Genomic DNA, 18,614 nt, shown 5'->3' with positions numbered 1-18,614 from the left:
TGCACTCTTCACTAAAATTTTAATTACTCCAATTAGTTTAAAGAACAATATGCCAAAATCCGCTAATGTTTAGTATAAAATCGAATTATTATACAAAAGTTATTACTGTTAAAGAATTATTTAATGAAGGAGTTTTATCCATGAAAATAATACAACGTATAGCTTTAGCTTTAATTATTATCGGCGCTGTTAACTGGGGTCTAATTGGATTTTTTCAATTTGATTTAGTAGCAACAATCTTTGGTGGACAAGATGCCTTTTTGTCCAGGTTAATTTATGGCCTTGTAGGTATAAGTGGTTTAATTTGTTTAACTCTTTTATTTGCTCCAATGAACGAAGAGGTTGAACGTAACACGAACCTACAAGGCAATAGAAACCTTAATTATTCTACTGAGTTTGGCGAAGAAAAAGATTTATCGAAATTAAAAGATGATGAATAACTTCCTTGAAGAAGGTGAGTAAAACTGCTCACCTTCAAGCATTTCAACATGAGTTAAGATTGAATATTTTTAATCTAGAATAGCCTCTTATTTAATTCCATTCCTATCACCTCGCAATGCCTCATTACTTTGTCTACTACTCATCGTTTTCTTACTATGCCACATGATCATTTACATTTATCGATTCTTTAACTTCTGCTCTACATTCAATTTTGCTTCTATTATGCTACGGATACTATACCTGCTTTTTTGAATAATTCACTAATGGTTAGGCATTATAAATATAAGGAGAATGATAACCCATGTATTTTTATAAGGAAGATTTAATTAATATGATTGTTCCGGATAAACCCGATCCTCATGCCGCGAAAGTCCTTCAAGAAGCTCTAGGCGGACAATTCGGTGAAATGAGAACGATGATGCAATACTCTTTCCAGAGTGCCAATTTCAGAGGGAAAGCAAAGCCTTACCGTGACCTCATTAGAGGAGTATTTCTAGAAGAGCTTAGTCATGTAGAACTTGTTCAATCTACCATCAATCAACTACTAAATGATGCTGGTGGAAATATGCCTGGAAATCAGGCCAATGACGAAGCTCCCTTAAATGGAGTGATTCAAGGAGGTGCTAATCCTCATCACTTTATTATGGGTGCAAAAGCTTCACTTCCTGAAGATGCAGGCGGCAATCCATGGAATGGATCTTGGGTATATGACCATGGTAACCTAGCCGCGAACCTTCTAAATAATGTTGTTCTTGAATCAACTGGAGTGCTTCAAAAATCAAGAATTTACGAAATGAGCAGTAATAAAACATTAAGAGAAACAATTGCTTTTTTAATTGTTCGTGATAATGCCCACCAAAATGCATTTGCTAAAGCATTGGAAACATTAGGAGTGGATTGGGGTAAATTATTCCCGATTCCTAATTACGATTTGAATAAATATCCTGAGTGTCGCAAATATGTTGAGATGGGTTTCCATAATGCACAGTTCAACTTCAGGTTGGATGATACACTTATAGGTGAAATATTCCAGGGTACTACCCCGAGTAGAAATGAGGGAGACCTCCAAGTTACAGAACCACCGAAAGGATATCCAGTACCTGAAATGCCTGAAATGCCTAATGAACATGCCCCAGGTCTTTTTGATTTAAATAATTAGATTATAATTTACTTAATTTACATCTATCATTAGCGCCCTCTTTTTTGGGCGCTTTTTCTTTTGTATATGGAATGAACTATGTTTCAATTGCTTTGAAATATTTTAATTCTCCTTTCTGCACAATTTAATCGAACTGTTCACTATTTCAGTTTTACAAACAAATGAATATTCCTAGCCAAAAAGTCGCACACTAATTATTGGTACTATTTCCTTGTTAAAGGAGAAAATGATGAAACTCAATATGATAAGGAGCGCGATTATGGGAATTTTGAGTGGAAACCCACAAGATGAACCAATGCACTATGGTGAAGTTTTTGGTACTTGGACATACCTTGCTGTAAATAAAGGGTGTCTCGTTGCGTATCAAACTTTCGTCAACCATGCAGGTGACGACGACTTAAAGAAACTGCTTCAAGAAGCTATCCAGGGTATTAAAACCGAAAATCAACAGATTGAGGAGTTATTGAAAGCTAATGGGATAGCCCTCCCTCCGTCACCACCTGAACGCCCAGTAGCAAAGTTAGAAGATATTCCTATTGGAGCTCGGTTTGCTGACCCAGAAATTAGTGCCGCCTTGTCCATGGATGTAGCAAAAGGGCTAGTAGCTTGTAGCACGATTATGGGTCAATCCATTCGTGAAGACATAGCTGCTATGTTTGGTCAATTCCATATAAATAAGGCTATATTTGGAGCTAAGGTGCTGAAATTAAACAAAGAAAAAGGTTGGTTGGTCCCTCCACCACTTCATTTAGATACTCCAAACAAAGATTAAATTTGTAAAGCTAGGAGAGATCCTGGCTTTTTTTACTATACAGTTTGTGTCATAAATCGAGTTGCATGTTCTCTCTCCTTTGTTTATTAGGTCTAAATCACTATTATAATTTTCCCATTTAGATTATAATTTCCTAGTAAATTAAATTATTGACGAGGTGTTAAGTGTGAATATATTTGAAGGTGTAGAGATTAATACAATACAATTTATAGGTCCAATACTTGTTTTAGCAGCTATTTTGTTTGCTTTAGGCTTTATCTGGTTCTTCCTATTTGAAAAGCTACCAAAATTTATATCTAACTTCCTTTTTGGATGTACTATGCTTAGTGGGTGTTATATCTGGTTTTATCCAATGAATATGGGTTTTTATGAATTCTTTAAGTAACATTTGAGCATCTTTAGATGCTCAGTATTTTGGATTTCCATCCCTTCATTTACGGGTAATTCAAAAAGGCAATTCTTGTGGCAATTTATCCTGCAACTCATCAAACCACTGTCTATCCTCCGTATCCAGAGCGAAATCCATCATGGAATATAGATCATCATCTTCAAGAGAAAATTCATAAAGAACAGCACAATTGAAATCTACCCACATCGGTGAATTGATTTCTGTTTCAATAGGAGTCCTTGTAAACCAAACGTAATACTGTTTTCTTATTAAAGAAACTTTTTCAATATATCCTGAAAACCGGAAGTTCCCCTTAAGGATTATCCAATCACCTTCATTTAAGATGCTATCTTTGGCTTTCAAATTTATCGCTCCCTTCCCTTTCATCAAATTGCTGCATAAAATACTTCGCAATTTTTGCCGCCGTCTTCTCATCAATTCCAGGAACGGTTTCAAGGTTTTCTAAAAGTTTCACAAATTTATCAGCATCCGATTCTTGCTGCTGTTTAGCACCTGCAGCATAGCCGCGGTTAAAGGCTGTCATGATATCTGGATTAAAAGGAGAAACCTTTTGCTGTTTCAATGCATTATTCATAAACAACCCACCCTTGCTTCAATTTCACTGCCAGCTGCTTCTTGCGTAAAGGTTCATAGATATAGACCCTACGCCCTTTTTCTTTTCGATGTAGGAACACCCAGTTTCTTTGCCTTTCGCGCATTTGGCTTTGCCTTCTTTTCAAGCTTTTTCAAATCCTCCCACGTTATAAAACCGCCATACTCAGGTTTGTGAAAAATCACTGACAATTTTTCCGGATATAATCTTTCAAAAAGCTTATGCTTTAATTTAAAAGCTTCAGTTGGTGGAGCTCCCTTTATATCTACAATTTCAATGGAACCGTCCAAATTATGAATCTCAAAATCTGCAACATATTCAATCATTCGAAAAGTGACGCCGTTCTTTTTGAATGATTCCTGCAAAAGATACCGTGGTTGCAGTTTGAATGATTTAATTTGTTTAGCTTGTTTTAGCCATTTAAGCTGGCCATAATATGTAGATTCTGCAATGCTGTCGAACTTATAGCCATCCACCATGACCTTCTTGTTGCCGTATTTAGTAGCCATTATTCCACCTTCAATTCCATTTTTAGTTGATCTTTAGGAGCTTCATTGTCTATTTTATTTACCTTAGTTGCACAAACAGGACCAATGCCTTTAGCGATGCTTTTTGCACTTTTTAATGGGCGGTTACATACTGGACAATTCATGACCTCACCGCCGATGCTCTAGCATGCTCAATTTTCAATTCCTCGTAAGTTAGTAGATCAATAGGTGATCCTGTACGAGAACGACGTATACCCATTTCTTTTAGTTTGGATAGGACAAAATTCCGTTTCATTTCATTTTGAGATTGTACAGCTTGGTAAAGTAATCCCATTATTCCGCCACCTCCAATAACTCAGGGTTTTCGTAAATGTTTCCTTTAACGAAACAATCTTCATTTGTTAAGTATGGATATCCCCTTGTTATAAATCTCGCTGATTCAGAATCCCATTCAACAACACCGATAAATTCTTCTCCAGCGATATTTCCAGGAGCGTAAAAAATATCCCCCTCATAAATCTCCACACCATTTTTATCTTTTAAGCCGGTGTATTGCCCTAATGTCTTATGTTGAATTGGAACGATATCCCACAAACTGTTGTACATGTACCATGTCCCTCTTATGTGAAACGGTTGTCTATATATCCATTTCTTCGAGTTTAATACTCTTGCTCTATATTTAATTTCCCTAACCATCAAACATCCTTCCTTTCCAACTATGGATTTATTTGCTGAAACATCTGCTCCATTTTACGTTTACGATCTTCCAAATCTTTAATATTCGCAGGTTCATTAGGCTCATCGGATGGCTTATTTTGCATCCATTCTGGAACAACCTCAACTCTTGCCGAACCTTTTCTGTATGGAGTAACCTTATTCTGTTTCTGAGCTTGCTTCTCTTTAAATTCAAGCTCATAGGCTTCTACATCAGCCACTGTCTTAAGGCCCTTGCCGAACCAATCTATTAAGATGGCTTCAACATATCTCCACGTCTTTTTACCCTGTTCTGTTGAACGCTTCATGGCCAATACAACTAGTTCATCCGAAAGGTCTTCACACCAGGTAGATATCTTTTCTGATATATAGCTGCCAATTACACCAAAGCCGTTCTCTTCGTAAAATCGAAATGGATTTTCTTTAGCTGGCGCATCATCTTTATTAATTATTTCGTTTCGTTTAGTTTCGTTTAGTTTAATTAATGCGGAAGCATTGTCGGAAAGGTTGTCGGAAACATTGTCGGAAAGGTTGCCTGCAATGGTTGCCGACAAATCTACTAAACTATAGATGGCTGCTTGATTTCCCTTCCTAGACCTAAAATCAATGAATCCCTTAATCTTTAAATCATTTCTGGCATTATTAACTGTTCTTTCAGAGAGGCCTGCTTTAATACATAACACCGATACAGCCACCGAAAATTCTCTCTGCCATCCTGCCTTATTGTTTACGTGCACTAATGCGTGCCATAAAGCAATTGCCGATGTGCTAAGTGAATTCGTCTCGAGCCGATCATAGAATGCATTAATGAGCTTTATGTAATTCACGATGTACCTCCTCTCTTTATTGTTTTACACAGACTGCAAAGCCATTTTTTACTGAGATAACGGTATAATCCGGGTAAACCTTCATATACTGTAGGATAAGCTTTTTTAAGTGATCCTCATCCTTTGCCTCCTCCCACAACTTTCGAGGAAGGAGGACATTTGTTTATATTCAAAATTACTCATCAGTCAAACTGAATTTCCTGATCAATGACAGAAGGCTTTTCTTTCGAATCAGTTTTTCCTGTTTTAGGGGCCGCATCAATGATCTCTGGTTCTGGAAAATCCTCAACCTCACTTGCCTCATCTGTAATATCCTTCATTTCTGGTTCCTTTTCATCCTCCGTGACAGCTGTCTGCATCTCGATAGAAAGAATACCCCATTTGCCAAGCATGTTTCTAAGTACAGTTTTCATAGCCATAGCGTCATAATCAGATCGCCAAACATTGTTTAAACTCGTTTTGTCCTTGGCTTTATTAAACTTAATTCGATGTGCTTCAATTTCATCTCTAGTCCAATAAACCGTTTTTTCAAAGCCATTTGTCAGTCTAAAATAACCACAGTATCCAATTATCTTGTCGCTTGCGGCTGCATCTAAGGCAAGGTCTAATTCTTCCGTGATTCGGTTCCATTTCACTAGTTCACCCTCAAAAACAGGACTGACATTAATTTTTTTGTATTGTCCTGTTCTAAGTGCCAACTGGATGTATCCCTTATAACCCAGTTGGAACTGTGCTGCCTTATGCCCTTTTTTACTGTCATAGAAAGGAACTATCCAGGCGTAACCCAAGTTCTTATCGATAGGTAAATCCAGCGTTGCGGCTACCATTGCAGATGAAACGATACTCATTGGCTCAGCTGCTTGGATATTCGGATCGCCATTATATAAATTCAAAAGCGATGTCATAAACTGTGGAGCTTTTTTATCTAGAACCTCTTCAAATTTCTTCTTCATGGTCGGTGCACCAAGTAAGTTTTTAAGCCCAAGAGATTGAGCAGAAACTTGCGTTGTAGCATCCTGTTTATTTACTAATTGATTTTTTAAAGCAGCATTTGTAGCCATTAATTAGCCATCTCCTTCACAGCGAATTTACGAAAACTCGTTTCTTTCAAGACTTCACGGTAAACGTCAGGGAATTTCTCCTTCAAAGTCTTTGTATCGACTCTGCTTTGTGATTGGTTTTTCCAAGATACAAGGAAGCTGTCGACCAGTCCTGTTTCAGAGTCTTTTAGTTCAGCCTTGATTTTATTTTCAATTTCCGTTTTTGCGGACTTGATGAGTTTTTCATCAGCTTTGATTTTTTCGTATTGAGATAAATACTCTTTATAGTCAGATGGGAGAATAATCTCCTTATCCTTTTCTGCACGGTCATATTTTTCTTTGAGGTATTTTTCAGCTGCACTGGATCCATCCAGTTCGGGAGGAATTCCTTGCAGAACATGAAACTCCCAGAAATGCTTTTCAGCTTCGAAGATCACGTCTATCAGTTCTTGATCTCGTTCAACCTCTTTCCAGATAAACTTATTACCACCGACAAGTACCGCAATATAACCTTTTTCCTTACCAGTAACACCTAAATAGTGTTGAACTTGTACAAGGTAGGTGGCAGGAATTTCGTCTGACTCCCACTCTTTCGCTAGATACGCACTGGCTGTCTTGCACTCCAGCAGAGCAGATTCTCCGATCACCATACGGTCCAAGTTAGCTTTAATGAACGGATATTCTGGATGAGAGTACATGAAGTTTGTTCGGCGTACCTTCTTATCTGTGCGCTTTTCAAATTCCTTGGCAACCACATTTTCCATCTCGTTTCCCCAATAGATGGCTTCATTATCGATTTCTTGTGGTGTAACTTGTCCCGTTTTTTCAAGCCATAATTCAAATGCTGTACGGTATTTATTTAAGCCGAGAATGATTCCAGCATCACTGCCACCGATTCCTTTAGTACGCTCTTCAAGCCATTCCATACGGCTCATATCACGAGTAGAAATTGCATTCATATTCATTGCCATAAAATAGTCCTCCTTTACCGTCACTGGACAATGTGCTAGAATGACGGTAATCAAATTATTTTAAAATCATTGGTTCCTGTTCTCAGCAGGAGCCATTTTTATATTGCTGTTGAAAATTTAGCCTGATATTCTTCTACAAGAAAACGTTCAAGATTAGCTTTCAAAATCAATTCACCATCGATTTCAACATAATCATCACCTGATAGAATCTCTGTTCCGAAATAATCAGTGCCAGCGTGTTCTAGTTGATCTACCATATTCGGATAACCAGTTCGCTCTGTTTCTTCAATTACTGGATGATCTCGCACCTTTTACACCTCCTTATAAATGAATTTTGGTGCATTCACACCGTCGAACTTAGGCGGCTTACCAAACAGGACTAGGAGGAGTCCCTTTCCTAAGCTCGACGGCAGGAACGTACATTTGCCGCAGCAGTGATAAACTGCTATAATAGAACTAACAAATCGAATATTTGTTTCCCGAAAGTAGTAAGTTACCGCTTACTGCTTTTTTTGTGCTAATTTTAGTAATGCGCCTTTTTCATTATCAGAAAGGCTTAACCATTCTCCTGCAGTGATCTTCATGTAAATCCTCCTTTTCAAAACATTGAAAGCTGTTCAGTCTCTTTTTTCGGATTCTCTTCTAAGCGTTTATTCAATCGTTTTTTCCATTCAAGCAAACTATGACCGTATGGGGTATCTATACTTAATTCCCTAGCTCTCTTAGCCATCTCTTTTCTACACCAATCAATTGCTTCAGCGTCAGTCATATCATCCAAATTTGGCAACTTCATCGCGCATCTACCACCATCTGCAATGTACGAGTATTCACTTCCTTAGCAACTTCCAAAAATCTATCGTATTCAAGTTTTTTAAGATGCATTTTCTCTAGTTCAATAATTGAATTATTAAGGTCCCGTGCGGTCAATTTCGCTTCTTTAAAGTTCCCTTCATAAAGTGATTTTTCAATTCGCCCATAACAGCTATGTATAGCGCCAAATTCTCTAGCAGCTCGCTGTATGTCTTGTGATAAAACTGAATTTTTAGTTAAATCCATATAATAAACCCTCCAATTAAAGTTGATAGGTTTTGAACAACAGTCGAGATGTCTACTCCGCATAGAAGAGCAGCCAGCGCTTCTGGAGCTTGAGTAGCCTGGAACCATCTAATAGCATCCGCTAACTTTAATTCCAATTTGTCATTCTCTAATCTTGAAACAGCACTTCGAGAAAGAAATATCTTTTCAGCTAGTTCCTCTTGGCTAAACCCAGAGCGAATCCTTGTCTTTCGAAGCATTGAACCAAATTGCATAATATGCTCACCTCCCTTTATTGTGCAGATATTGCACATGTGCAGAATCCGGACAGATTTTATTTATTAAAATTAGTAAAATTTACATATAGGTAGAAACTAGATTACTAGAATATCTACTTGATTTTGTTACCCGGAAGATTTACATGAAAAGCCTGGCAGCTTCTTTCTTTCGGGTAAACTTACAAACCAACTAATCGAAGTTTACGATCTACTTCAATATCCATCATTGGGTAGATCCCTTTATTTTTAAGTGTTTCATAGATGAACAATCTTCCCTTTTGGGTCCATTGAGTATTCATGACAATCTTTTTCGTACCGTCTTTTCTGGTTACATCTGCGGTTTTTGATTTGGTGTAACCTTCACCTTTATGTTTGGTATACAAAAGCCACTGGCCGTTAATCTTGTGCTGTATCCCGTTCTCATGAAGGAGCTTGTTAAATTTTTGAGCAGACATTCCGTAATCTTCTGCTATTTGAGAAATCGTTACTGAATCCGCTGAGTTGAGTATCGTATCTAGGTATGTAATCTTAGGTTCATATTCAGCAACTTGTTGCTCTAACATGAGCGTTTTAACTTCCAGTTGTTCTCGAGCCTCGACTTGTTCAACTAACTGAAGAAGAGCTTCTTTGTACGTTGTAGGTAGTTGGAAAGATCGTTCTTTCAGTTCTTGTTCCATCTTTTCGAATTGGGTTACATAGGATGCTGTGAAGAGCACTCCCTTTTCACCAGTCATTTTATTCGCTACCATGTCGCAACCTTTTCTGGTGAGAAGATAACATTTATAAGACTTGTTATTACCCGATACTTTAAAGCTACTTTCTATAAAAAATTCAGATGGTGGGAAAAGTCCACTTTCAGAAATTGTGGGTAAAAAACCGATATGTTTTACTCTGCCGTCTTTGTGTTTTTGACCTTCAATCATGGCTAAAATTTCTTTATGTTCTCGCCCAACCATTTCAGCTACTTCACGACTATCAACTAACAGCTGACCATTATCACTTATGATTTGTAATTGATTCATTTAGACCTCCTATAAATTATGTTTATCAAGCAATTCAAGAAGTTCAGCAGTCGCTTCTTCTTTTGAATAACTATCATCGGTGGTTAAATAATTAACGATTGTCAAAATGTCAGTTCGTAGTTCTGAGGCACGAAGCATTTCTTGGATGTCCATCAGATGACCTCCAGCTCATATTGGGATTCTTGCTTTTTAATCCAATCGTTGATTGCTTCTGTACTAAAAAGGATTCTACGACGAACCCTGAAATGAGGAATCTGTTTTTGCTTCACCATCGTGTAGATGGTATCGGGGTGAACACCTAGGTATTCAGCAACATTCTGAACAGTTAATGGCCTCACCTTCTCATCTCCTTTCTTGGAGTTCTTCACTCCCTGTCTTAATCAGACTAAGGATTTTGAATTACTTGTTGCTGGCAAATATCGCTTAGTTCCAGTTGCATGCTTTTTAAAAGCTCTGGAACCTCTTCAAAAGTTATATTGTTGATTGCCAGAACCTTTATCAGTTCGTTTATAACTTGTTTTTTTCGCTTTTGGTTCAATTAAGTCCCTTCTGAATTAAATTGCTGTTTTAGCAACCTTTTGGGCAAAAAAATCATTTATCTCACAATTTAATATTCCTGCAAGCCCTGGTAATTGTTCTGCTTTGAATGCGTAAGTGCCGGCTTCGTATTTCAAATACGTTGAAGCATTTTTAAAACCTAACCATTCGGCCATCTCTTGAAGTGAAATACCAAGAGTTTGTCTTCTGCGTTTAATATATTCCAACTGAAGTGTTTTCATTGTTTACCTCCCTTGCATTGCTGTTTTAGCAACCTTATGAATTTATAATACATTTCTATTTTAGCAACGTCAACACTTTTCGTTTCTCTTTTAGAAATTTTCTTTTTTCTATTTTGGAAACGTGCTAAAATTTAATTGCTAATATAGAAAGTTGGTGGATTTATGGATACTGGGGAAATCATAGTAGAGTTACGAGAAAAAAGAAATTGGAGTCAAAGAGAATTAGCTAGACGCGCTAATCTAAATTCTAGTGTTATGAACAGAATTGAAACTGGTGATCGTCCTATAAAAGCTATCGAATTAAAGATTTTCGCTGATCTATTCGGTGTAACTACAGACTTTCTCTTGAATCGAACAAAAGAACAACACCAACAAAGAGTTTCAGTATCAGGACAAGAAATTACCTTATCTCCAGAGGAATTTAAGATTTTTGAAGAACTTAAAAAATACCCTATTCTGTTTCACGATTTAGCAACGGACCCAGAAAAAAAGGTAAAAGAATTAATAAAGCTACAAAAGGCTAAGAAGTTGTTTCTTGAAGATGATGATGAAAAATACGGAGATGGCTTCGGAGATTTTGAGGATTAACGCGACTTCGCAAATGTCGTGTTTATTTTTTATCTACATACGGAAAATATAAACTATTTTTCTATTTCAAGGTAATAATCTATTTAATTCAACATTTTTTGATTCGGGGATGTGTTTTATGCAACTGTCGCAGTTAGCCACAAATACTGACGATTGGGAAAAGAGAGCTGAAAAGGTTCTATCTCATTTTAATTACAACTCAGCAGATCAGATTGATATGTTCGACATTTGCTGGAGGTATGGAATCAGTGTTAAACCTTTAGAAGAACCTTTTATTAGTAAAGACTTAGATTTTAATTCTATCAAACACTTAAAATCTTTTTCTGTCCCTAAGTCTACAGGAAGAAAAGGTACGATATATCTTCAACCATCCTTAGATGCAGTTGAAAAAAAGATTATTCTCGCTGAAGAATTTTGTCATATATATTCACATTATTCATCACAACTCACTGCGAACAAATACATGATAGCTAAACAAGAAAATCAAGCTAAAAGAATGGCTGCCTATCTGCTGCTACCAGCAAAGTTCTTGAAAGATGTATACGCTACGGCTATATATGAGCCCGTCATGATTACGGACATTGCAGATCACTTTCTAGTAACAGAAGATTTTGTTCATTTCCGATTAGAACTTACTTTTCATCACCGCGTCGATGGCTTTGTGCAATTGAAAGAGAGATTATGTAGTTTTGAGTGGATATAAAAAGAGAGAAAGTCATCTTAAAAATTTTTACACAACGACTAGGTATATTCACACACTACGATTTCATCACGAAAATACATTCGTGTTTTTATTTTACGGTTTCACTGGGTTTTGCGCCCATTTATACATAAATTTATTAAAAAAAAGGGGAGTTTTTCGTGTCGAAAGAGAAAATTAAAAAGCCATTTTATAAAAAATGGTGGGTATGGGTTTTAGCAATCATTATTATTGGTAGTATCGCAACATCAGGCGAAGAAGAACCAAATGAAACTTCTAGCAAAGATAAATCTACAAAAGAAATAACAGAGACTCAACCTGAAGAAACCAGTTCAGAGGAACAAACGAATGAAGTATCAAAGGAAGTATCAAAGGAAGAGGATAACGTTCCTGGAGAATATAAGTCCGCTTTGAAAAAAGCTGAAACGTATGCAAAAACAATTAACATGTCCAAAAATGCTATTTTTGAACAATTAACTTCAGAATATGGTGAAAAGTTTTCCGCAGAATCTGCTAAGTATGCAATGGATAATCTTGAATTTGATTGGAAAGCAAACGCTTTGAAAAAGGCTGAAACTTATTCAAAAACTATGCAAATGTCAAAACAAGGAATCTATGAACAACTTATTTCTGAAAGTGGTGAAAAATTTACTGCCGATGAAGCACAGTATGCAATTGACAATCTGAAAGGTGATTTTAAAGAAAATGCCTTAGCAAAAGCGAAAACTTATCAGGAAACAATGAGTATGTCACCTGAAGCGATAAGAGACCAACTGACTTCTGAACATGGAGAGAAATTCACGCAACAAGAAGCTGATTACGCTATCGAACAATTAAATAAGTAAAAATGAATAACCATAAAACATCAAAAAATTACACACGCGAAATATAAAATAATAATAGCTCTATTTTCATAGGGCTTTTCTTTTAAACACAAAACAGAACAAGTATGCAAGATGTTTTAATTTACAAACAAATATCGATTTCGCAGGAAGGGTAGGAGCTGTATTGAGTGATTTATCATTAGAGATAAAGTTAGAAATTGCAGATGAATCTTTTCGAATAGCAGAAAAATACTACAAACTATATTTTAAAGCTTATAGGGAAAGAGTTGAGAAATTCTATAAAAGTATATCGGAAGAAGAACCAGATTTTTTCCCTTTTATTAATCCAATAGAAGTAATAATTATTTATCAAAACTATAATTATTACATTTTTTTCTCAAACTCCAAAAGCAATGAGGATACAGTAAGGTATATTACTGATTTTATTCAAGATACTGATGAATACGCGAAAATTAAGGATATGCCAGAACATATTCAGGATAAACGTTTGTTAGAAAAGGCTAAGATAGGTAAATATATAGAAAATGATAAAGGAAATTATGGAATGAACTTCCCTAAACCTGATATTAATTTTCATATTCCTTATTCTGAACAATCAGGTAGAGAGAAATGTGATGAACATTATCATAATTACGAGTTTTCTAAGGCATTTAAAGAAGCAAATATGCCCTCTAGCGACTTCCCTCTTTTTGAGATGGATTTAATTTATAGTTTGGTAAATAACGAACAATTTAAATATGAGTTAGAAGAGTCAGTTAAAGCATATAATTCAGAACTGTTCTTGGCTTCTATTGTTACCGCTGCTGTCTCATTAGAAACACTATTAAAAATTTCTATAATTAACAAGTTAGGAGAAGATTATTTACCTAAAGAGGATCGAAAAAAATATACCTTAAATTATGCTCAAATTTTACTAAATCAAAATGTGATAGATGAAAGGCTTAATCACAGAATAAGAGCCATTAATGAATTGCGACGTGGTGGTGCTCATAGTAAAACTGGAAAGATCGAGCAATGGGATGCAGAACAAATAATCTCAGGAATTAGAATAATTGTCGAATTTATCTTCAACGTACGAAATTAATTTATTTCGTAAAACACTTTCTTGGCACTCTTCAATACCAAACTCATAATCAATAAAGTTAAGGCAATCAATAAGAATTTGAATTTCATTTTGACTTAAACGAATACTAAATCCATTCCTACTTTCCATTGTTAACACATCCTTTTTTATATAGCTATGAACTAATCTTTTATATTCATAAGCCTTTATGGCTTTTCTTTTAAAGATAAAATAGAACATATATTCCATTCAGGAGGTTTACAAGATGATTACGAAAAACGACATTGAAAAAATAAATATACACGACCAAATAAAACAAGCTAAGCGAAAAGGCATGCAAATGGTTAGAGTGCCATTATTAACGAATCTTAAACTAGTCGACGGTAAATTGCAATATGACATTGAAAGGTACATAGTGACTCCTGCTCATTTTATTTCTGATGAAAATAGGAATTTGAATTGAAGATTTTGGCGCTCGCGTTCTTCATCCTCTTTATTCGTTTAGTTTAGTTTCGTTTAGTTTAATTAATGCGGAAGCATTGCCGGAAAGGTTGTCGGAAGGTTTGTCGGAAACACTGTCGGAAAGGTTGCCCGCAATGGTTGCCGACAAAACAATAAATGAAAGGTTGTAGAATATTTTGGCATATATCGAAAAACGCGGGAAAGATAAATATAGACTTACAGTGAATATTGGTTATGACGAGAAAGGAACTGCAATTAAGGAACGAAAAACCGTTCAAGCCAAAAATCCTACTGAAGCTAAAAAGTTACTTAGTTTATTTGAAGCTGAAATTTTGACCGGGAACTATATTAAAATCGAAGAAAAAATGACACTTAATAAGTTTTATCCTGAATGGTTAAATAAATACGCAAAGACAAATCTTACCGATGATACATCACGCGGTTACAGTGATCTACTTAAGGTTAGGATTCTTCCTAAATATGGTCATATGAAACTCACTGATATCAAAACCATGCATATTGTCAATTTCATTAATGATTTAAAACAAGATGGCCAACGTTTAGACGGTAAAGAAGGCCTTTTATCTGATTCCTCAATAAGTAACTGTTATAAAGCATTTAATAACATTTTGGCCTGTGCGTATGACTGGAAGCTGATAAAAGAAAATCCTGCTTCCTCAGTGAAAGTCCCCAGAGCAAAGCGACCAAAAACCGAAGTATATACTAGAGAGGATTTAAAACAATTATCGAATTTGCTAGAAAAAGAGCCCTTCCATTGGAGAGTACTTGTCATGCTTGCGATTACGACCGGTGCCCGTGAAGGTGAAATCGCTGCACTTGAATGGAAGCATATTGACTTTAATAAAGGAACGATATACATCGAACAGGCTATAACTGAGGTTGTTGGAGAAGGTGTAAAGATAAAATCCACAAAGAATGGCAGAGAACGTATGGTATCAGCTCCAAGTTCATTAATGATTCAATTGAAACAATTAAAGGGTATTAGAAGCGAAGAAAAATCACAGGTTGACGAATTATGGGAATGGAAAGGTCATTTTTTTATCTTCGGGAATGAATTTGGAAAACCTATTCGTCCTGATAGCATTAGCAAACGCTGGCGAAGGTTTACAAAAAGAGAAAACTTTAAGCACATTCGGTTTCATGCTCTCAGACATACATCGGCTACCTTATTAATTAATGAAGGTGTACACGCTAAAGTAATTAGCGAACGGTTAGGCCATTCAAATATCAGCACCACTATGAATATTTACGGACATGTTTTAGCTGAAGCAGATCAAGCAGCAGCCAGTCATTTTGATTCATTTTTTGAAAAAAAAGAGAAAGAAATTTAAATTCGCCCCCAATCCGCCCCCATAGCATGGGGGTGGTGCTTCTTAGATATCTTTTCACTCAAATTAAAAAAGGGCTAATCCCTATCGTATCAAGGGTTTACCCCTCATTCCATTCTAGGTAAATAACTCTCTTTATACTATAGACCAACAGCTCTAACGGCAAGAGGCCGCTTAATTGCTGCTGCGATTTCACTATAAGTCCTCGTTTCACCTCTTGGAATTTTACTGATTTCCTCCCATACTAATCGTTGGAACTCTGTACCATTCAAAATACATACTACAGGAAAGTCCACTACTTCTCCATTCAGGTATGCAGATAACAAAGGAATGATCTTAGTGAAAACAAGATGTTCCTTATTGATTGTCACATTCAATTTCTTTCTTCTTTTTTTAAAATCATCTTCTCCAAATGAGATACTGACAAGTTGCTCTTCATTGGCAAGTAAGTATAAGTCGCCAGTGAATGGATGATGATAATACGTATAATAATATGTCATAATTCTAGCTCTAACCCTCTCTTGGAATAGGCAGGAAGATATGGAATGCCGTTCCTTTACCTACTTCACTTTCTACTTCGATATATCCCTTATGCTCTTCAATAATTTTATAACTAACCATGAGTCCAAGACCTGTCCCTCGTTCTTTCGTTGTATAAAATGGTTCCCCTAGCCTTCTCAGCTTTTCTGCTGGAATTCCAGGACCTTGATCGATAATCGAGATTTTTACAAATGAATGATCAATTCGGTCCGTATTAATGATTACGAAACCACCATCATTCGATACTTCAATCGCATTTTTAATAATATTGATGAGTACTTGCTTTAATTGATTTCCTTCACAAAAAATTTCACAATCATTCTTCGTGAGATTTCGTTTAAGCTGGATATTATTAAGCATAGCTTGAGCGGCAAGAAAGTCAGCTGTTTCTCTTACAATAACATTTACATCTTGGTTAGAGAATTTTAGCGCTTGAGGCTTAGCAAGGAATAAAAACTCCGTTATAATCGTTTCTATACGCTGAAGCTCTGATGTAATCACATTAAAATAGGTCGAAAAGTCTTCTTTCACACTGCTTTGAAGCAATTGAATAAAGCCTTTTATAGCAGTCATGGGGTTGCGAATTTCATGTGCAATTCCAGCTGCGAGCTCACCTACAACATGAAGTGTATCTGATTTACGAATCTGCTCTTCCATTGCCAGTTTTTCTGTGACATCTCGAATAATTGTAAAATTAGTCCCAACGTATACGTTCTCTCGTGTAGCAAATTCGATATGTTTTACCTCTCCATTTTCATACCGAATCGCAATGGTTGATATTTCAGATTCATTTAGCATGGCAAGCTCAATATGCTCATTTAATAGTTCAATTAATTCTTTTTCAGTGTTAGGAATGATTATTTTTTCAAATGACCCCTTAAGAGAATCTTTCTTCTGAACTCCGAGTATTGAAGTGCCTGCATGATTAATATCAATAATTCGGTCATTAGTCCAAAGAATCATACCATCTAGCGAACCTTCAAAGATTTTTCTAAACTTCCACTCACTTTTCCTTAGTTCTGTTTCAATCTGCCATCTCTCACTAACATTACGAAAGATTGTTAAATTATAGCCCTCAGCATAATGTTTTTTTCCAGTGAACTCTAATAATTTTATTTGACCATTTGGCATTTTAAAAAATAGCTCTTCTCGGATTTCTCCTATTTCTCGGAATTTTCTAAATACTTTTTTGAAATTTTGATTATTTTTGTATACATAGCTGCCAATTGTGCTACCAATTAGTTCATCGTGAGTTGATTCAAAGATTTTACAAGCTGCTTCATTCGCCTGGAAAATTAATCCATCATCTTTCCAAAAAAGAATCGCATCCATTGAATGGTCGAACAACTCCGCGAAGATCTTTTCACTTTTCTCAGCTCTTTGCTTCATCATCATTCCTTCTGACATATTTCTTAAAATAGACATATACAGGTTGTTTTGCTTATTCGTGCTTGTGATGTATCTGAATAAACTGAATTCATCATCAGAATACATTTCTACCTCTCCGTTAAAGGACCCATATTGGTTCACTTTCTCCATCCCTTCCTGCCAACTGTGTAGGCTATAAGGAGAAATAATTTCTTGTATGTTATCACCAATAATATCTCTTTTATACTTGCCAAGCATTTTACAAAACGAATCATTCGCATCCATAATTTCTCCATTTTTATCGTAAATTATGATGCTATCGACTGCATACTTAAATACATCCAAAAATAATTGCATCGGAACAATGGGCTCATAACTAAAAGTGGTCTTACTTGTCACATCTTGTAACTTCAAAATGCGGTGACCATACCTTTTGGAGCAATTTTTTTCATATTCAATCTGTTTGATGTCTCCGTTTTTTAACTGAAGAATCCACTGATTACAATGCTTCAGGTTTTGAATCGTAGTAATTAAAGGAAGACAAATCATTTGTGACTCTTCTATTATCTTACCCAATAGAATCTCTTCTGGAGTCAGCTTAAATAACCGACAAGCAGACTGATTAGCATAAGTTATTTTATTTTCGATGTTTAACATAATGTATGCTTCAGATAATGAATCAAGTAAATCGTTAAATTCTTCAATTCGATAAAGTAAATGGTCTATTTCCTGTTTATAACTAGATAAATCCGGTAGTGAAGGATTTACATTTTTCATTCTGATACGGGTAAAATATCTCGACTTCGCTACTTTTTTTCAAGTCGAAAATACTTCCCTTCTCTCCTTTCATTTCAAATATTTTAAACGTAAGCGCATACGGTACATCGGCTAAGATCTGTTTAAGTCTATATGCTTTGCAAAAGTTAGAATATCCTGTTTTAATTAATCAAATATATGCTCTGTATACCTTTGAAGTCTAAATATCCAAAAACTAAAATATTTCAAATGTAAAATAAGGAAATTGGAGAAATAATCAATCTCTTAAAAAATACCATATAATTAGAAAAAATAGGCGATATGTGAAACAAATTCTATTGGATGTTCTTCAAAAATTCAAATAAAAAAGCTTACGAATTGATTCAAAGCTCTGCCTCTTTGCTGCTCACGTATTA

The 18,614-nt window shown here is 35.7% G+C and carries 29 protein-coding genes; 9 read left to right on the top strand and 20 right to left on the bottom strand.

All coding sequences use genetic code 11. From position 1 onward, the window contains the following. Window positions 1–140: 140 nt before the first annotated feature. The 3 genes from AC625_RS06505 to AC625_RS06495 all read left to right on the top strand — a co-directional run bounded on the left by AC625_RS06505 (window position 141) and on the right by AC625_RS06495 (window position 2,372). A complete protein-coding gene (locus AC625_RS06505) occupies window positions 141–440 on the top strand; it encodes a DUF378 domain-containing protein (RefSeq protein ID WP_049680548.1) in 300 nt (99 codons plus the stop codon). 302 nt (window positions 441–742) lie between these two features. Beyond that, complete coding sequence (locus AC625_RS06500) at window positions 743–1,600, top strand: manganese catalase family protein (protein WP_049680547.1); 858 nt, start codon at window positions 743–745, stop codon at window positions 1,598–1,600. 259 nt (window positions 1,601–1,859) lie between these two features. After that, window positions 1,860–2,372: a DUF3231 family protein gene (locus AC625_RS06495; protein ID WP_156187436.1), complete on the top strand. Its 513-nt coding sequence runs from the start codon at window positions 1,860–1,862 to the stop codon at window positions 2,370–2,372. Window positions 2,373–2,817: 445 nt separating this feature from the next. Here the strand turns inward: AC625_RS06495 and AC625_RS06485 are convergent, their stop codons facing one another. The 18 genes from AC625_RS06485 to AC625_RS06420 all read right to left on the bottom strand — a co-directional run bounded on the left by AC625_RS06485 (window position 2,818) and on the right by AC625_RS06420 (window position 10,527). Beyond that, window positions 2,818–3,123, bottom strand: coding sequence for a hypothetical protein (locus AC625_RS06485; protein WP_049680544.1), 306 nt, complete (start codon window positions 3,121–3,123; stop codon window positions 2,818–2,820). Then, entirely contained in the window at window positions 3,107–3,355 is a 249-nt protein-coding gene (locus AC625_RS06480) for a hypothetical protein (protein ID WP_049680543.1), read from the bottom strand. The genes AC625_RS06485 and AC625_RS06480 overlap by 17 nt, the downstream gene beginning before the upstream one ends. Before the next feature lie 68 nt (window positions 3,356–3,423). Next, window positions 3,424–3,885, bottom strand: coding sequence for a DUF1064 domain-containing protein (locus AC625_RS06475; RefSeq protein WP_049680542.1), 462 nt, complete (start codon window positions 3,883–3,885; stop codon window positions 3,424–3,426). Next, the gene (locus AC625_RS26495; protein WP_156187435.1) at window positions 3,882–4,025 is read right to left on the bottom strand and encodes a DUF6011 domain-containing protein; all 144 of its coding nucleotides are present in this window, start codon (window positions 4,023–4,025) and stop codon (window positions 3,882–3,884) included. Before AC625_RS26495 ends, AC625_RS06475 begins: the two co-directional genes overlap by 4 nt. Then, window positions 4,022–4,195: a hypothetical protein gene (locus AC625_RS26490; protein ID WP_156187434.1), complete on the bottom strand. Its 174-nt coding sequence runs from the start codon at window positions 4,193–4,195 to the stop codon at window positions 4,022–4,024. Before AC625_RS26490 ends, AC625_RS26495 begins: the two co-directional genes overlap by 4 nt. Next, window positions 4,195–4,467, bottom strand: a complete 273-nt coding sequence (locus tag AC625_RS06470; RefSeq protein WP_049680541.1) for a YopX family protein — start codon at window positions 4,465–4,467, stop codon at window positions 4,195–4,197. Before AC625_RS06470 ends, AC625_RS26490 begins: the two co-directional genes overlap by 1 nt. A gap of 110 nt (window positions 4,468–4,577) precedes the next feature. Further along, window positions 4,578–5,402 (bottom strand): DnaD domain-containing protein, encoded by an 825-nt coding sequence (locus tag AC625_RS06465; protein ID WP_049680540.1) that lies wholly within the window; start codon window positions 5,400–5,402, stop codon window positions 4,578–4,580. Window positions 5,403–5,584: 182 nt separating this feature from the next. After that, window positions 5,585–6,463, bottom strand: a complete 879-nt coding sequence (locus AC625_RS06460) for a recombinase RecT (protein ID WP_049680539.1) — start codon at window positions 6,461–6,463, stop codon at window positions 5,585–5,587. After that, entirely contained in the window at window positions 6,463–7,407 is a 945-nt protein-coding gene (locus AC625_RS06455; RefSeq protein WP_049683613.1) for a YqaJ viral recombinase family nuclease, read from the bottom strand. Before AC625_RS06455 ends, AC625_RS06460 begins: the two co-directional genes overlap by 1 nt. Before the next feature lie 104 nt (window positions 7,408–7,511). Further along, window positions 7,512–7,721 (bottom strand): YqaI family protein, encoded by a 210-nt coding sequence (locus AC625_RS06450; RefSeq protein WP_049680538.1) that lies wholly within the window; start codon window positions 7,719–7,721, stop codon window positions 7,512–7,514. A 290-nt stretch (window positions 7,722–8,011) separates the two neighbouring features. Next, window positions 8,012–8,206 carry a hypothetical protein gene (locus tag AC625_RS06445; protein ID WP_049680537.1) on the bottom strand — a complete coding sequence of 65 codons (195 nt, stop codon included), beginning with the start codon at window positions 8,204–8,206 and terminating at the stop codon, window positions 8,012–8,014. Next, window positions 8,203–8,469, bottom strand: a complete 267-nt coding sequence (locus tag AC625_RS06440; RefSeq protein WP_049680536.1) for a hypothetical protein — start codon at window positions 8,467–8,469, stop codon at window positions 8,203–8,205. The genes AC625_RS06445 and AC625_RS06440 overlap by 4 nt, the downstream gene beginning before the upstream one ends. Continuing rightward, window positions 8,460–8,723, bottom strand: a complete 264-nt coding sequence (locus AC625_RS06435) for a helix-turn-helix domain-containing protein (protein ID WP_049680535.1) — start codon at window positions 8,721–8,723, stop codon at window positions 8,460–8,462. The genes AC625_RS06440 and AC625_RS06435 overlap by 10 nt, the downstream gene beginning before the upstream one ends. A gap of 182 nt (window positions 8,724–8,905) precedes the next feature. Further along, on the bottom strand, window positions 8,906–9,748 hold the full coding sequence (locus AC625_RS06430; RefSeq protein WP_082190963.1) for a phage antirepressor KilAC domain-containing protein: 843 nt from the start codon (window positions 9,746–9,748) through the stop codon (window positions 8,906–8,908). A 9-nt stretch (window positions 9,749–9,757) separates the two neighbouring features. Continuing rightward, a complete protein-coding gene (locus AC625_RS26485; protein WP_156187433.1) occupies window positions 9,758–9,901 on the bottom strand; it encodes a hypothetical protein in 144 nt (47 codons plus the stop codon). Further along, window positions 9,901–10,086, bottom strand: a complete 186-nt coding sequence (locus AC625_RS06425; RefSeq protein ID WP_049680534.1) for a helix-turn-helix domain-containing protein — start codon at window positions 10,084–10,086, stop codon at window positions 9,901–9,903. Before AC625_RS06425 ends, AC625_RS26485 begins: the two co-directional genes overlap by 1 nt. A gap of 47 nt (window positions 10,087–10,133) precedes the next feature. After that, a complete protein-coding gene (locus AC625_RS26480; protein ID WP_156187432.1) occupies window positions 10,134–10,286 on the bottom strand; it encodes a hypothetical protein in 153 nt (50 codons plus the stop codon). Between the two features lie 16 nt (window positions 10,287–10,302). Beyond that, window positions 10,303–10,527, bottom strand: coding sequence for a helix-turn-helix domain-containing protein (locus AC625_RS06420; RefSeq protein WP_049680533.1), 225 nt, complete (start codon window positions 10,525–10,527; stop codon window positions 10,303–10,305). Window positions 10,528–10,689: 162 nt separating this feature from the next. Here AC625_RS06420 and AC625_RS25045 point away from each other — a divergent pair, with 162 nt between their 5' ends. The 6 genes from AC625_RS25045 to AC625_RS06390 all read left to right on the top strand — a co-directional run bounded on the left by AC625_RS25045 (window position 10,690) and on the right by AC625_RS06390 (window position 15,537). Beyond that, the gene (locus tag AC625_RS25045; RefSeq protein WP_053178017.1) at window positions 10,690–11,115 is read left to right on the top strand and encodes a helix-turn-helix domain-containing protein; all 426 of its coding nucleotides are present in this window, start codon (window positions 10,690–10,692) and stop codon (window positions 11,113–11,115) included. Window positions 11,116–11,233: 118 nt separating this feature from the next. Beyond that, entirely contained in the window at window positions 11,234–11,818 is a 585-nt protein-coding gene (locus tag AC625_RS06410; RefSeq protein WP_049680532.1) for an ImmA/IrrE family metallo-endopeptidase, read from the top strand. Window positions 11,819–11,976: 158 nt separating this feature from the next. Beyond that, a complete protein-coding gene (locus AC625_RS06405; RefSeq protein WP_049680531.1) occupies window positions 11,977–12,660 on the top strand; it encodes an Ltp family lipoprotein in 684 nt (227 codons plus the stop codon). Between the two features lie 163 nt (window positions 12,661–12,823). Further along, window positions 12,824–13,744: a hypothetical protein gene (locus AC625_RS06400; protein ID WP_049680530.1), complete on the top strand. Its 921-nt coding sequence runs from the start codon at window positions 12,824–12,826 to the stop codon at window positions 13,742–13,744. Between the two features lie 244 nt (window positions 13,745–13,988). Beyond that, window positions 13,989–14,186: a hypothetical protein gene (locus AC625_RS06395; RefSeq protein ID WP_049680529.1), complete on the top strand. Its 198-nt coding sequence runs from the start codon at window positions 13,989–13,991 to the stop codon at window positions 14,184–14,186. A gap of 175 nt (window positions 14,187–14,361) precedes the next feature. Next, complete coding sequence (locus AC625_RS06390) at window positions 14,362–15,537, top strand: tyrosine-type recombinase/integrase (protein WP_049680528.1); 1,176 nt, start codon at window positions 14,362–14,364, stop codon at window positions 15,535–15,537. Window positions 15,538–15,674: 137 nt separating this feature from the next. On the opposite strand, the gene AC625_RS06385 is transcribed toward AC625_RS06390, so the two are convergent. Together AC625_RS06385 and AC625_RS06380 are read right to left on the bottom strand one after the other, a co-directional pair. Then, window positions 15,675–16,034 (bottom strand): methylated-DNA--[protein]-cysteine S-methyltransferase, encoded by a 360-nt coding sequence (locus AC625_RS06385; RefSeq protein WP_049680527.1) that lies wholly within the window; start codon window positions 16,032–16,034, stop codon window positions 15,675–15,677. A gap of 10 nt (window positions 16,035–16,044) precedes the next feature. Next, window positions 16,045–18,219, bottom strand: a complete 2,175-nt coding sequence (locus AC625_RS06380; RefSeq protein WP_049680526.1) for a PAS domain S-box protein — start codon at window positions 18,217–18,219, stop codon at window positions 16,045–16,047. Between the last annotated feature and the right edge of the window lie 395 nt (window positions 18,220–18,614).

It is taken from the genome of Peribacillus loiseleuriae, assembly GCF_001183985.1.
Taxonomy (GTDB): domain Bacteria; phylum Bacillota; class Bacilli; order Bacillales; family DSM-1321; genus Peribacillus; species Peribacillus loiseleuriae.
The sequence above is the reverse complement of the archived record's forward strand: the minus strand, read 5'-3'. Positions and strand labels throughout refer to the sequence as shown.

Coding starts and splice junctions, on each gene's coding strand:
- AC625_RS06505 (WP_049680548.1), top strand. CDS start 141: ATGAAAATAATACAACGTATAGCTTTAGCTTTAATTATTATCGGCGCT.
- AC625_RS06500 (WP_049680547.1), top strand. CDS start 743: ATGTATTTTTATAAGGAAGATTTAATTAATATGATTGTTCCGGATAAA.
- AC625_RS06495 (WP_156187436.1), top strand. CDS start 1,860: ATGGGAATTTTGAGTGGAAACCCACAAGATGAACCAATGCACTATGGT.
- AC625_RS06480 (WP_049680543.1), bottom strand. CDS start 3,355: ATGAATAATGCATTGAAACAGCAAAAGGTTTCTCCTTTTAATCCAGAT.
- AC625_RS26495 (WP_156187435.1), bottom strand. CDS start 4,025: ATGAATTGTCCAGTATGTAACCGCCCATTAAAAAGTGCAAAAAGCATC.
- AC625_RS26490 (WP_156187434.1), bottom strand. CDS start 4,195: ATGGGATTACTTTACCAAGCTGTACAATCTCAAAATGAAATGAAACGG.
- AC625_RS06470 (WP_049680541.1), bottom strand. CDS start 4,467: ATGTACAACAGTTTGTGGGATATCGTTCCAATTCAACATAAGACATTA.
- AC625_RS06460 (WP_049680539.1), bottom strand. CDS start 6,463: ATGGCTACAAATGCTGCTTTAAAAAATCAATTAGTAAATAAACAGGAT.
- AC625_RS06455 (WP_049683613.1), bottom strand. CDS start 7,407: ATGAATATGAATGCAATTTCTACTCGTGATATGAGCCGTATGGAATGG.
- AC625_RS06445 (WP_049680537.1), bottom strand. CDS start 8,206: ATGAAGTTGCCAAATTTGGATGATATGACTGACGCTGAAGCAATTGAT.
- AC625_RS06440 (WP_049680536.1), bottom strand. CDS start 8,469: ATGGATTTAACTAAAAATTCAGTTTTATCACAAGACATACAGCGAGCT.
- AC625_RS06435 (WP_049680535.1), bottom strand. CDS start 8,723: ATGCAATTTGGTTCAATGCTTCGAAAGACAAGGATTCGCTCTGGGTTT.
- AC625_RS06430 (WP_082190963.1), bottom strand. CDS start 9,748: ATGAATCAATTACAAATCATAAGTGATAATGGTCAGCTGTTAGTTGAT.
- AC625_RS26485 (WP_156187433.1), bottom strand. CDS start 9,901: ATGGACATCCAAGAAATGCTTCGTGCCTCAGAACTACGAACTGACATT.
- AC625_RS06420 (WP_049680533.1), bottom strand. CDS start 10,527: ATGAAAACACTTCAGTTGGAATATATTAAACGCAGAAGACAAACTCTT.
- AC625_RS25045 (WP_053178017.1), top strand. CDS start 10,690: ATGGATACTGGGGAAATCATAGTAGAGTTACGAGAAAAAAGAAATTGG.
- AC625_RS06410 (WP_049680532.1), top strand. CDS start 11,234: ATGCAACTGTCGCAGTTAGCCACAAATACTGACGATTGGGAAAAGAGA.
- AC625_RS06395 (WP_049680529.1), top strand. CDS start 13,989: ATGATTACGAAAAACGACATTGAAAAAATAAATATACACGACCAAATA.
- AC625_RS06385 (WP_049680527.1), bottom strand. CDS start 16,034: ATGACATATTATTATACGTATTATCATCATCCATTCACTGGCGACTTA.
- AC625_RS06380 (WP_049680526.1), bottom strand. CDS start 18,219: ATGAAAAATGTAAATCCTTCACTACCGGATTTATCTAGTTATAAACAG.